Annotated in this window: 12 protein-coding genes; 8 read left to right on the forward strand and 4 right to left on the reverse strand. The window is 44.0% G+C overall.

Annotation, left to right across the window (positions count from 1 at the left end; genetic code table 11):
• Positions 1–213: 213 nt before the first annotated feature.
• Together F6K63_RS21550 and F6K63_RS21555 are read left to right on the forward strand one after the other, a co-directional pair.
• The gene (locus tag F6K63_RS21550; RefSeq protein ID WP_287313087.1) at positions 214–660 is read left to right on the forward strand and encodes a hypothetical protein; all 447 of its coding nucleotides are present in this window, start codon (positions 214–216) and stop codon (positions 658–660) included.
• 236 nt (positions 661–896) lie between these two features.
• Positions 897–2,429, forward strand: a complete 1,533-nt coding sequence (locus F6K63_RS21555; protein WP_287313088.1) for a serine/threonine-protein kinase — start codon at positions 897–899, stop codon at positions 2,427–2,429.
• An 84-nt stretch (positions 2,430–2,513) separates the two neighbouring features.
• Here the strand turns inward: F6K63_RS21555 and F6K63_RS21560 are convergent, their stop codons facing one another.
• From F6K63_RS21560 to pntA, 3 genes are all read right to left on the reverse strand, one after another.
• Positions 2,514–3,332 (reverse strand): tetratricopeptide repeat protein, encoded by an 819-nt coding sequence (locus tag F6K63_RS21560; RefSeq protein ID WP_287313089.1) that lies wholly within the window; start codon positions 3,330–3,332, stop codon positions 2,514–2,516.
• 218 nt (positions 3,333–3,550) lie between these two features.
• Entirely contained in the window at positions 3,551–5,014 is a 1,464-nt protein-coding gene (gene pntB, locus F6K63_RS21565; protein WP_287313090.1) for a Re/Si-specific NAD(P)(+) transhydrogenase subunit beta, read from the reverse strand.
• Between the two features lie 482 nt (positions 5,015–5,496).
• Complete coding sequence (pntA, locus tag F6K63_RS21570) at positions 5,497–7,122, reverse strand: Re/Si-specific NAD(P)(+) transhydrogenase subunit alpha (protein WP_009148791.1); 1,626 nt, start codon at positions 7,120–7,122, stop codon at positions 5,497–5,499.
• A 1,129-nt stretch (positions 7,123–8,251) separates the two neighbouring features.
• On the opposite strand from pntA, the gene F6K63_RS21575 reads away from it, so the two are divergent.
• Positions 8,252–8,785: a DUF2808 domain-containing protein gene (locus tag F6K63_RS21575; RefSeq protein ID WP_287313091.1), complete on the forward strand. Its 534-nt coding sequence runs from the start codon at positions 8,252–8,254 to the stop codon at positions 8,783–8,785.
• Between the two features lie 259 nt (positions 8,786–9,044).
• Here the strand turns inward: F6K63_RS21575 and F6K63_RS21580 are convergent, their stop codons facing one another.
• Positions 9,045–9,260, reverse strand: coding sequence for a hypothetical protein (locus F6K63_RS21580; protein ID WP_287252073.1), 216 nt, complete (start codon positions 9,258–9,260; stop codon positions 9,045–9,047).
• A gap of 440 nt (positions 9,261–9,700) precedes the next feature.
• On the opposite strand from F6K63_RS21580, the gene F6K63_RS21585 reads away from it, so the two are divergent.
• The 5 genes from F6K63_RS21585 to F6K63_RS21605 all read left to right on the forward strand — a co-directional run bounded on the left by F6K63_RS21585 (position 9,701) and on the right by F6K63_RS21605 (position 12,231).
• Positions 9,701–10,372 carry a sigma-70 family RNA polymerase sigma factor gene (locus F6K63_RS21585; RefSeq protein ID WP_009148782.1) on the forward strand — a complete coding sequence of 224 codons (672 nt, stop codon included), beginning with the start codon at positions 9,701–9,703 and terminating at the stop codon, positions 10,370–10,372.
• 191 nt (positions 10,373–10,563) lie between these two features.
• Entirely contained in the window at positions 10,564–10,827 is a 264-nt protein-coding gene (locus F6K63_RS21590) for a hypothetical protein (RefSeq protein ID WP_009148780.1), read from the forward strand.
• 346 nt (positions 10,828–11,173) lie between these two features.
• Positions 11,174–11,311, forward strand: coding sequence for a 50S ribosomal protein L34 (gene rpmH, locus F6K63_RS21595; protein ID WP_044494288.1), 138 nt, complete (start codon positions 11,174–11,176; stop codon positions 11,309–11,311).
• A 127-nt stretch (positions 11,312–11,438) separates the two neighbouring features.
• Positions 11,439–11,846, forward strand: coding sequence for a ribonuclease P protein component (gene rnpA, locus F6K63_RS21600; RefSeq protein ID WP_009148776.1), 408 nt, complete (start codon positions 11,439–11,441; stop codon positions 11,844–11,846).
• Positions 11,836–12,231 carry a PH domain-containing protein gene (locus F6K63_RS21605; protein WP_009148774.1) on the forward strand — a complete coding sequence of 132 codons (396 nt, stop codon included), beginning with the start codon at positions 11,836–11,838 and terminating at the stop codon, positions 12,229–12,231. Before rnpA ends, F6K63_RS21605 begins: the two co-directional genes overlap by 11 nt.
• Positions 12,232–12,431: the final 200 nt, after the last annotated feature.

A 12,431-nucleotide genomic window follows, 5' to 3' on the forward strand; every position in this document is an offset into this window, starting at 1 on the left:
CAGCTGCTCTTGCCATATCAGCTTAGAATCCCCCGTGGGTGAGTCTGGGGGAGAGTTTAACTAGTTTGTCTGTTGATCCGTAGGAGTTGGGCTACTCCCGGAAGTTTGCCAATGGGATAACCTGAGGGGGTAAACCCCACAACCTTAGGTATAGCAGCTAGAATGAGTGGGGAATGAGAGGGTAATATTCAGTAACAGATAAAGAGTAACACTGTGGCTCACACCTTTTTATTGGAGGAAGGACGCTGGACACTTCGGGGCAATTGGCTGGAAAGCAATGGAAAATTAATTGTAGTCAGAGGTGGGACTATGGTTACCTGGAGTCGGGAAAACTGGTTTACTATGGTCACAAGACTGGTTTTTCCCAATAGTGAATGGGAGGATATCTATTGCCAGTATCTGGGGCGTCTCGATACTGGCGAGCCCAAGTATACCTTTGTCTTACAGCACAGCCTCCTAGGTCGTGTCGAGGGAGAAGGATGGGTGGCTCCAGAATCCATTGTGCAACGGTATTGGGTATTAGGGGATCGCCAACGACGCAGTGGTTTTGAAACCCGGTATCAACGTAATGAAAATATATACTACCTCTCCAGTAGCATTATGGCAGGTCATTATCTCAATAGCACAATGGAAGCAACTTTGGAACGTCAGCCACAATAGAAGTATTCTGGAATTAAGGAAGTTTTAAAAGCAGTACGCCTGTGACCGTTGCTATTGAGTTCATCTTCCTTAGTCCTTAGTCAGTTTTGTCCTTAGTCAGTTTTGTCCTTAGTCCTTTGTGATCCACATTAAGTCTCCTGGTATTAACAAAAGACCAATGACCAATGACCAATTAGCGATGACTAGAGACTAATGATTCATGAACAGGTTAGTTTCCAGACCTCACCAAAGAACTTATGATCACAGACCCTAACAAAGGTCGTCTACTCGCCAATCGCTATCAACTGGTCAAGTTGATCGGCAAAGGTGCTATGGGTCAAGTGTATCAAGCCAAAGATATGCTCCTCGGAGGTGTAACGGTTGCCGTCAAGTTTCTCTCCCATACATTATTGAACCAAAAAATGCGCGATCGCTTTGAGCGGGAAGCAACGATTTGCGCTTTGCTTGGTGAGAAAAGCAATCACATCGTGCGAGTTAGGGACTATGGCATAGATGAAAACGATATTTCCTTCTACGTCATGGAATACTTGGCAGGGGGAAATTTAAGCGAAATAATTCACACTAAAACCCTATCCTTACCCCGATTTTTGCATATTACCCGCCAAATTTGTCTGGGATTACAATGTGCTCACCAAGGCATTGTATTTAAAGGCACACTCACTCCAATTGTGCATCGTGATATTAAACCCAGTAACATTCTCGTTGTCGAAGATTCCTCCTTCGGTGAACTGATCAAAATCCTTGACTTTGGCATTGCTAAGCTTCTTCAGTTTGATGGTTCTCAAACCCATTCTTTTATGGGTACTCTAGCCTATTGTTCACCGGAACAAATGGAGGGAAAGGAACTAGATAAACGCTCTGATATCTATAGTCTCGGGGTGATGATGTTTGAGATGTTAACTGGTCACATGCCCATTCTTCCAGAAGATCATTCCTTTGGTAGTTGGTACAAAGCTCATCACTTCAGCCCACCTAAATCCTTTGGATCGATTAACCCCAAGCTAAAGCTGCCGAAGTCCCTAGAGAACCTAATCATGACCTGTATAGCGAAAGAGGTATCTGATCGTCCTCAAAATGTCGGGATGATCCTACGAGCATTGGATTCATTAAACGAAGGTCATGATCGCGGTCGCTATCTGGGTAATCGGATTCAAACAATACTATCCGAGAAGCCTCTGAGTAAGGCAACAGAAATACTTCCCGTATCAGGGAATGATGTTTCTCGGCGAACCTCCTGGCCCGATGACAAGCCTAAAGCATCTATTGTCTTTCCTAAGATAATTCGTACCACTAGCACAACCTTTCCTACCCTCTGGGTGATGCTTACTAAAGAAGAGATTGAGAACCGTCAGGTTAGTACACGCTACAACCAATTCTTGTATGTGATGGTACCTCATCCAATGGTGCTATGGATTACCGCAGTGCATAATCGCTACCACGGTGCTTGTTGGTTTCCTTGCTACTTAGACCTCAAAACAAATCAGGGTCAAAACATAATCAGACTTTTGGGAGATACTGGATATTACCGTATTTTGTTTTTTGCCAAATCAGAACCAGAACACTGTGCTAATGTAATGACCTCAACCATTGCTCCTGCCCAACGCCAGCTATTCATCGATTGGGCGAATAAGTCTAAGACAATAAACTTAACTAATCAACCAGTGTTGAGCAAACGCATACTTAAGCAAGAGTTTGAAAAGCTGAAGCCGAAGATTTTGATGAAGTTAGAAGCTGCTCATACAGATTACCCTACTGATATTTCAGGATAAAACTTGTTACTAGCAACTTGTTACTTGAAAAGATATTTATTTTTTTTCTATTTTCGATTTTACCTATTAAACCGTCAGCCAAAACTAATATAGGGATAGCATCAACTCCCGCTGATACTTTTTCGTCAGGGGATGGTCATTACCGAGCACATCAAACACCACAATCATGGATTTTCTTGCACCATCATCTCTATAGTTACGATGTTTACTGACAATTTCTAAAAATATTTTCAGAGCTGGTTCATAATCTCCCTCTACGACTAACCGAGATGCCTGAGCAAATAACTGATCTAATTCACTTTCCCCAATAGGATTCGCCTGCTGCTTAAATTGAATCAATGCTCTAACTGCCTGAGCTCTGGGGAAGTATTCTCGATCATTGTATTCAATGGTTTCTAACAGTGTGGTTGCCTCTTCTTCCTGATTAATATGAACCAAAAAATTGGCAGCTTCAATGACTAAACGTTGATTCTCTGGATACTTGGCAATTAGCTGCTCAAACAGCTGTTTGGCTCGGGATATATCCTCAGTTGCCATGGCAACCCGAGCTTCTTCTAGTCCAATGTCTAGCTCAGACTTCAGATTTAACCTAGCCAACATTTCCCGCAACTGAATCTCTGGTAAAACCCCCACAAAACCAGGAATCATATCACCATTGGTGACAATTCTGACATCGGGTACTCCCTCAATTTTAAAGTTGTTCGCTAAGTCTTGGTTGCGGTCAATATCAACTTTTGCTAAAACAAAGTCATATTCTTTAGCTAGTTTCTCTAAAGTTGGTTTGAGCAGTTGACAGGGGCCACACCATGTAGCAAAGAAGTCTACTAATACAGGCTTATCAAAAGACTTTTCTAAAACTTCAGTGGCGTAGTTGCTGCTAGTAACGTCTACAGAAAAACCCATATCAATTATTTCCGTTATCCTGTGAAATGAAAGATAAAATGTAAGTATTTAGCTCATGCTTACAAAGATAGGCAAGAGTAAGAAGAAGGAGGGGAGAATAGCAGGGAATTTTTACCAGAAAATATCCCCTCTCTTCCCACACTCCTACCTTCCGCCACACTCGACATCAAGTCAAGGTTTGAGCCTTAACGAGGGTGTCATTCCCCTCTAACCCTTACTCAGCCCGCAGAGGATGTAGCTAAGACTTTTCCTGAGCTGGATGCTGCACTGTCCCGGCTAGATTCTACGAGCTTGCCTAGGATAGCGCTAACGTTAGTCTTGGCATCACCGAAGAGCATATTGGTGTTTTCTTTGAAGAACAGGGGATTGCCAACGCCAGCATAGCCACTGGACATTCCCCGTTTCATCACCACCACGGTACCAGCTTTCCAAACCTCTAAGACTGGCATGCCAGCAATTGGGCTACTGGGGTCTTCCATGGCACTAGGGTTAACGGTATCATTAGCGCCAATCACTAGTACTACATCGGTTTCTGGGAAGTCCTCGTTAATCTCATCCATTTCTAGAACGATATCATAAGGCACATTTGCTTCAGCCAGCAGCACGTTCATGTGTCCTGGTAATCGTCCAGCGACTGGATGAATGCCAAAGCGAACATTGATACCGGCATTCCTCAAAATCTTGGTAATATCGGACACGGGATGCTGAGCCTGAGCTACTGCCATACCGTAACCGGGAACAATGATAACACTCTTGGCCCCTTGTAGCAGCTCTACGGTATCTTCTACTGTGGTCTCGGTGACTTGACCTTCGGGCTGATCACCACCTTTAGCTTTAGCTGTAGTTCCTGCACCTTCGCCGAAGCCTCCTAAAATCACGCTGAAGAAGGAACGGTTCATGGCTCGGCACATGATGTAGCTGAGGATAGCACCACTACTACCTACTAGGGCACCAGTGATAATTAACAGGTCATTGGACAGCATAAAGCCTGCTGCTGCAGCGGCCCATCCGGAATAACTATTGAGCATGGAGATGACCACTGGCATATCAGCACCCCCAATAGCAGCTACTAAGTGGATGCCTAAAACTGATGCGATCGCAGACATAATCAACAGGGGTTGCAGACCAGCCGTCCCCTCAGCTGTCATGAACTGGTAACCCAGCCCGATCACAGCCCCAAGCATAGCCAGATTGAGTAGGTGGCGTGCTGGTAACATTAGGGGTTTGCTGCTGATGATAGCTCGTAGTTTCCCAAAGGCTATCACTGAACCGGTGAAGGTAATTGCCGCAATGAACACACCAATATAAATTTCTAACTGGTGAATAGTTACTTCTGCACCCGTTAGGGATTCCTCCCCTTGCAGGTAATTGGCAATACCCACCAGTACAGCTGCAAGACCGACAAAACTATGGAGAATTGCTACCAGTTCTGGCATGGAGGTCATGGCTACCCGAGATGCCACGATCGCACCAATTATCACTCCTGGTAGAATCATCCCTCCCAGAGTGAGGTATGCCGTTACATCGCTACTTAGGGCAGTGGCAACAAAGGCAATCAGCATCCCAAGAATGCCGTAAATATTGCCTTTACGGGCGCTTTCCTGGTTAGACAATCCCCCCAGGCTGAGAATGAACAAAGCGCTAGCTGCAATATAGGCAACTGTCAACAGATTATTTGACATAGTCTCCTTAGTTTTATGGTGTTCAACTTGAATGTTGTTCGCCCTTGGCGTTCCCGAAGGTTAGTTGGTTGAAGGTTGAAGGTTAGTTGGTTGAAGGTTGAAGGTTAGTTGGTTGAAGGTTAGTTGGTTGAAGGTTAGTTGGTTGAAGGTTAGTTGGTTGAAGGTTAGTTGGTTGAAGGTTGAAGGTTAGTTGGTTGAATGTTGTTCACCTTTGGCGTTCGGTGTAGGGTAGGTGGTTTGGTTGTTGGCCTTTGGCCTTCCGGAAGGGTAGGTTCAGAAGATAACCTGTAACCTTCAACCTGTAACCTGTAACCTGTAACCTGTAACCTGTAACCTGTAACCTTCAAACCTTCAAACCTTCAACCTTCAACCTTCAAACCTTCAAACCTTCAACCTTCAACCTTCAAACCTTCAACCTTCAAACCTTCAACCTTCAAACCTTCAACCTGTAACCTTTAACCTGTAACCTTTAACCGGCTAACCTATTTCTGAAACATCTTGAGCATGCGTTGGGTTACTAGGAAGCCACCGGAGATGTTGATGGTTCCAACTAAAATTGCGATCGCACCCAGAATAGTAGTAGGTGAGGTGGCTGCGCCAGAAATTTGCAGCATTCCACCAATGATGATGATGCCGCTAATGGCATTAGTAACACTCATCAAGGGGGTGTGCAGGGCTGGTTTTACGTTCCAGATCACTTGCCAGCCTACGAAGCAGGCCAGGATAAATACCGTGAAGTGAGAGAGGAAAGAAGGTGGTGCTCCGATTCCCAAGCCAACTAAGGCGAGTCCCACTAACACTGGCCAGAGCAAGCCCATGATACCCTTTGATTTCTTCGTCTCTGGCACAGACTGCTCTTTAGTTACCGCAGTCTGGGGTTCTGGTGCGGGTTTGGGAGGTGCTGGAGGTGTAGGCCGCTTGGGTGGGGGCCAGGTTACATCCCCAGCGTTTAGGACTAAGGCTCCCCGAACCACTTCATCCTCCATATCGACACGGTAATTTTCACTACCACCCATGTCCTTGAGGAGATGACAAAGGTTGGTGCCATAGAGTTGGCTAGATTGAGTAGCCATACGGCTGGGTAGGTCAGTTAATCCAATGATGGTCACACCTTTGTATTTGTAGACCTCATTGGCTTTGCTCACCTCACAGTTGCCCCCTTGCTCAGCTGCCATATCGACAACCACTGAGCCTTCTTTCATACTCGCTACCATTTCCTCGGTGATCAGCAGCGGTGCTTTTTTACCGGGGATCAGGGCAGTGGTGATGATGATGTCCACTTCTTTAGCCTGTGCAGCGAACAATGCCATCTCCGCCTCGATGAACTCTTTACTCATCACCTTGGCATAGCCCCCAGATCCGGTACCGTCTTCTTTGAAGTCCAGTTCCAGAAACTCTCCCCCCATGCTTTCCACTTGTTCCTTAACCACAGGGCGGGTATCGAAGGCGCGCACAACAGCACCCAGACCTTTAGCGGTACCAATAGCAGCTAGTCCAGCTACGCCAGCACCAATCACCAACACTTTAGCTGGGGGAACTTTTCCTGCTGCAGTAATTTGCCCAGTAAAAAAGCGACCAAAGTTATTCGCTGCCTCAATCACAGCCCGGTAACCAGCAATATTGGCCATAGAACTGAGGGCATCCATCTTTTGGGCCCTCGTGATGCGGGGTACCGCATCCATAGCCAACACTGTAGCCTTGCGGCTTGAGAGTTGTTCGAGCAGTTCTTGGTTTTGGCCTGGCCAGATAAAGCTGATTAAAGTGCCATTTTCCGATAGCAACTCAGACTCATGCTTGTTTAGAGTTGGATGCATCTGAGGAGGACGCACTTTTAGAACAATATCTGCCTCTGACCAAAGGCTATTGGCATCAGGGATGATTTGGCATTCTGCTTGTTCGTAAGCATTGTCAGGAAAATTCGCTGTCTCTCCTGCTCCCGATTCAATCAGCACATCAAAGCCAAGTTTCTGGAGCACCTTCGCTGTATCCGGTGTAGCAGCTACCCGGCATTCACCTGGGTAAATTTCTTTGGGGATACCAACCTTCATACGAGTTTTGGTTGGCTGTAAATCTAACGTTTCAGCCTCTTTGGGAATGGCTAGGGTCATTGACTCTCCTTCAGTTGTCTAAATGGAATAACGACGGAAAATTCGTTGATGACTACAGTGGGTCTAGAGGCATCAGGCAAAGGATGTCCAGACCAGCCACTTTCAGGGGCTAAGGCCACCGTATTTCCTAACATAGCTTTTGGTCATGGGTGAAAAATACTCCTTAGGTGAGGACAACAAGAATCAGGAAAACTGGCGATAATAACTGTTTTCCCTAACTATTTTCGGTAAATAGAATCAAGTAACAACTTCTTTTAAAAATGTTGTCCCTTGATGACAATCTATCCTTCTATTTCTTTTGATTTCGAGTGGTTTTTAGCAACTTGTAGCTTCTTCCTGCTGGGGATGTTCACCCTGTTTAGAGGATTCCCAAGTTCAACTAGAACGGGATCAGTTTGCCCCCTGACACCGCCAATGCCCTTAAGGGTTGGTGATTGACTCGCTCTTGAGAGGAAAACCTCCCAGCCTTAATTGTCTGATCAGCTGACTGGCTTCCCATCTGTGCTACTTGTCCTTGTATGCTACTTGTCGTGGTATCCAACACCAGGCATGGCCTCTTGCTGAATTTGAACTGCTGGCATCAATTTCTCTATATAAATTTCCCTGACTGTTCAAATACATGTGTCCCCATAACCGGATCTCTTTTTGGATCCTATGGTGATCTGCCAAAAGAGAGGATTATTTTTAACTTGTTTTAGGAATTGTGCTGTTGCACTCAGTTGTCGTAGGTAATCTTTACTAGTCAGATCGATTCCGTCACTGACTATAGATGATGATGGTAATGGTGTAATAAAGTGTTATAGGTGATTAAAGTGTAGCGATAGTGTTTTGAAATTGGTATGAGGGTAAGCATTCAGCTATCAGCTATCAGCCATCAGCTATCAGCTATCAGCCATTGGCTGTAGGCCAAGCTACTTTGAATCAAATAAGCTGACGGCTGACCACTGACGGCTGACCACTGACCACTGACCGCTGACCGCTGACCGCTGACCGCTGACCGCTGAATGCTTACGTATTAGGGATATATTGCGTATATATATTGCGTATATTTTTGCGTATATATATATAAGTAGTACAGTTAAAAACAAATAACTGTGAACTGTCAGCTCAAGTAAGCAGCATGAGATTTATGCTATCCACACAATCTTCCATCAAACGTCTGATTTCCGCGATCGCATTAGCTGGTTGTGTCTTGACCGGGCTATCGGTTCGGAGCTTAGCCCAGAGTAATCCCGGATTGGTACTCTGGAGTGGTGTTAAGCGGGAAAATATCCTAAGATATCACCTAGATTTTAACGGTGCCCCCAATTACTGGGATCGTTACCGCTTGAGGATTCCCAAGAAGAAACTGGAATTGGGAGTCGCTCAGTTTTCTATTTCTTATCCAGATTACTACGATGGTAAGTTCGACGTGGACAAAATTGAGGTGCGCGTTGACGGTAAATCCCTCCCGGTCTCTGAGGTAGTCTGGGACAAAGAGAATTATAGCATTCAGATTTATATGGAAGAGGCAGTTCCAGCCAATGAAAATGTGGAATTAGTATTTTCCAATGTCAAAAACCCTGATGGGGGTACCTATTACTTCGTTTGTTATGTCTTAGCCCCTGGTGATATTCCACTACCCAGTTATGTCGGTACCTGGATTATGAGTATTGGTCGATAATATAGCAATTCTCAATTCGGTGAAGCGGAGCATGTTAGTTTTGTTAATCCCTGATTCAGATCCCCCGTTGCTCCCCCTTAGTAAGGGGGACTTTTGAATCTAATTCCCCCCTTTTTTAAGGGGGGTTAGGGGGGATCTATATACATAATTACAAGGGTGACATGCTCCCCAGTGAGGTAACTGCCAGACCCCCAAAACTAGTTTCCCCCTTTTGAATAGACCTCGCTGCCAAAGTAGCGAGGTCTATTGATGTCTTGTGCTAATTTAATGTCTCTTTAATTTCCCTTTTGTCTACATCAGTCATTATTTCGAGTCCCTTGGGAGTAGCCTTTAGGTGAAAAAGATAGCGACCGTTGATCATATAGATTGTGGTGATAGCTCCTATAGCAAAGATCAGGACTCCACAGAGCGGTAAGGTAATTTGCCAAACTGGGAAGTTGTACCTAATTAGTTTTTTCTGTTGATTGTGTGACATAGTGATTGAACACTTAGAGACGACTGTTGGAATAGCCACGATTTCCTCTTGAGTGCCTGCCTAGACGCTACAAACTATCGAGCAGGCTTTGAATCAGAGTAGAATTCCTACCCCAAAGAATTTTGGCGCAAAATTAGTACGCATGTTCTTTCAATCGCTACTAGCAGCTTTAGAGTCTGATCACCAGGCTATATATTAATGTGCCTGTTCAAGGATTCTGTGACATTGACTGGCTCATTGCTCTAGAGGTGCTGCTCTTCAAAATTAAAGCACCCTGTTTTTTTGGAAATTTTCCCGAGAGGGTGTCACACTTTCTGACAGTTCTGCACATATATATAGAGGAACATTGATACGGATATCGATTATGCGAATTTACACTCCTATTGCAAAAAATGATCAAAACACTAAACCAGACATAATTATTCGAGGATATATAATAAATGAAGGAAAATTTTGACCAAGCGTTTCAACCTTTATCCAAAAAAAAATCTTTATCAATTTATTATAGGCTGATTGTAAAAAATTCTCAAATTTGCTCTGGGCAAAAACTTTTTGTTTTTTTGATTATAGCCTGCGTAAAGCAAACTTGGGATAATACTTCATTTATCAACGGAATAAAGTCCAAACTACGCCAATTTAATTTACCGGATTACCAAATATACGAGGTGATTACTGAAACCTATTTACGGGGAATAAAACTGCTAGAATCTGGCGAAGAGATTGAAAAACCTAGAGCCTGGATCAGGAGGACTTCATTCAATGTCATCCGTGAAATGAGCAGGAAACAAAAAAATAAACAAAAAAAAGAAAAGTCATGGGATGCTAATTTTAAAGAACATCAAATAGCACTAGAAGACAGCAATAGTCTCGACTCAGAAAACTCTGAGGAGGAAAACTTCAAGCTGTTGGAGCTAGCTCTTCAAAAGTTAGAGCCAAAGGACAACAAGCTAATCGTGTTACGGCACATAAAAGGCTTATCTTGGAAACAAGTAGTAAACCATCTAGCTTCTAAGGGAGAAGATATTACTGAGGCGTCTGCCAGACAGCGAGGTAATCGTGCCCTAAAGCGTTTGCGCAAAATATTTTTTGAGCTTAAGAAGCATAATCAGTAAACAAAATATTATGATTAACTATAGCTAATTATGGTGCGGAAACCGCTTGGGGTAATTCCTTCATTGATTGCCCCAATCTTCCTTTATTAATTAAATAATTAATATATATTTTTTAAAATATTTTTATTTATTAAATAATAAATTACTAATAAATATTTATTTACAAATGGAAAAAAGTTAAGTTGAAAATAATGAGTATAATTAACCAAAAAAATAGTAAGTTATCAGAAGAATATCGCCAGCTAATAGCTCTTCCGTTTTTGTCTGAATTAGATGCAAATCGGATGGCAGAAATCCTAGAGCTAGCTAATCTTGATGAATCCCTTAACTCCTTAATTGAGGAAATTGAAATGACCGACTATTTAAAACTAGAAAAGTGGAATCAAGGTCTTCGGAATTTACTCAACGTGGTTTCCACAGAGGAGCCATCCCCTAATACAGCATTCCAGGACTAAACCATCTGAAGGGGTGTAAGCATTCAGCGGTCAGCTATCAGTTATCAGCCATCAGCCATCAGCCGTCAGCCATCAGTGGTCAGTGGCACAGGCTTCGACGCTGTGATGCTTCGACGCTGTGACGCTTCGACGCTGTGACCTAACTCATAAACTGATAACTGATAGCTGATAGCTGATAGCTGATAGCTGATAGCTGATAGCTGATAGCTGATAGCTGATAGCTGATAACTGATAGCTGATAGCTTGCCTTGATAGATCACCCCTTGACATGGTATGATCAACAATCAGCTATAGTTGGCAATCAATCCTTTATAGTATTCGTACATAGTATTCCTCCAGCAAACCCATGACTCAACGCACTCTAGGCGGGACCAACCGTAAGCAAAAAAGAAAATCCGGTTTTCGTGCCCGGATGCGCACCAAAGATGGTCGCAATGTGATTAGAGCTCGCAGAAGCAAGGGACGGCGTCGTCTCTCGGTCTAGTCATCTAAGCATTGATGCCGACCTGCTGCAAGTGAAAGGTAAAAGGTTAAGAAACAGCCATTTCCCGTGGCTCTTCTGCCTTTATCCTGCTCAAGGAATTGACAAAATCAAGGATTAAAGTTAAGTATTGGGATTGCCTCAAGCCAATCGACTTAAGCACTGGCGAGATTTTAAGACAGTTTATCGCTGGGGTATTCGTCGTTCAGGGCGTTACCTAACATTACGGGGTTTACAACAGAGTACTATTGCCCCGATTGCCAAAGAAACCATTGCGCCAGAAAAATCCCTACCAGACAATCCCCCTCCCTCTCGTCTTGGCATCTCCATCAGCCAAAAAGTCAGTAAGAAAGCAGTTGTTAGAAATCGGATTAAGCGGCAAATTCGATCCGCCCTCAGGCAATTATTACCACGCCTATCCCCCGGTTGGAAACTAGTATTTATAGTAAAACCAGAAGCCAGAGAGTGCGAATATGCACAACTTTTGAGAGAATTAGAAAAGTTGTTGGTAAAAGCAGAGGTGTTGGATGGGCATTAGAGAAGATGTATTTTATGAGGGTGGTCCTCACCGGGGAGATCTGATCATTAGCATATTGTTGGCATTTACGATTATATTCATACCTCTAACCGTAGCTGCTATTGTCCGGGCTCTATGGCTACGGTATCGGATTACCAGCCGCCGGATATCAATAACTGGGGGTTGGCGGGGACGCGATCGCTCAGATGTGATCTATTCTGAAGTTTCAAAGATTGCCACAGTTCCCCGTGGTATAGGAACTTGGGGAGATATTGTCGTTACCCTAAAAGATGGTAGCCGTTTGGAAATGCGGGCAATACCCCGCTTTAGAGAAATTTACGACTACATTGCCGAACGAGCAGCAGACAAAACAGGCAAAGCGGTTAGTGCCATCAAAATGATGTAGACAGAACATTGAAAAGAAAACCTTGACATCGGTCACTTGCCCTGATCTAGTCTTCCCTTTCCTACATCTGGCCACCTAAATCGGCTAAACTGCTTGATGTAATTAGATCTACCTGATAAATGTCGGAAACCCGAACCGCATAGGGACGGAGATTAGTTACATTAGACACAGAAAACTTTACAATAGCGCCTAGGTTAACG

It is taken from the genome of Moorena sp. SIO1G6 (assembly GCF_010672795.1).
Taxonomy (GTDB): Bacteria; Cyanobacteriota; Cyanobacteriia; order Cyanobacteriales; family Coleofasciculaceae; genus Moorena; species Moorena producens.

Coding starts and splice junctions, on each gene's coding strand:
- F6K63_RS21555 (WP_287313088.1), top strand. CDS start 897: ATGATCACAGACCCTAACAAAGGTCGTCTACTCGCCAATCGCTATCAA.
- F6K63_RS21560 (WP_287313089.1), bottom strand. CDS start 3,332: ATGGGTTTTTCTGTAGACGTTACTAGCAGCAACTACGCCACTGAAGTT.
- pntB (WP_287313090.1), bottom strand. CDS start 5,014: ATGTCAAATAATCTGTTGACAGTTGCCTATATTGCAGCTAGCGCTTTG.
- pntA (WP_009148791.1), bottom strand. CDS start 7,122: ATGACCCTAGCCATTCCCAAAGAGGCTGAAACGTTAGATTTACAGCCA.
- F6K63_RS21575 (WP_287313091.1), top strand. CDS start 8,252: ATGCTATCCACACAATCTTCCATCAAACGTCTGATTTCCGCGATCGCA.
- F6K63_RS21580 (WP_287252073.1), bottom strand. CDS start 9,260: ATGTCACACAATCAACAGAAAAAACTAATTAGGTACAACTTCCCAGTT.
- F6K63_RS21585 (WP_009148782.1), top strand. CDS start 9,701: ATGAAGGAAAATTTTGACCAAGCGTTTCAACCTTTATCCAAAAAAAAA.
- F6K63_RS21590 (WP_009148780.1), top strand. CDS start 10,564: ATGAGTATAATTAACCAAAAAAATAGTAAGTTATCAGAAGAATATCGC.
- rpmH (WP_044494288.1), top strand. CDS start 11,174: ATGACTCAACGCACTCTAGGCGGGACCAACCGTAAGCAAAAAAGAAAA.
- F6K63_RS21605 (WP_009148774.1), top strand. CDS start 11,836: ATGGGCATTAGAGAAGATGTATTTTATGAGGGTGGTCCTCACCGGGGA.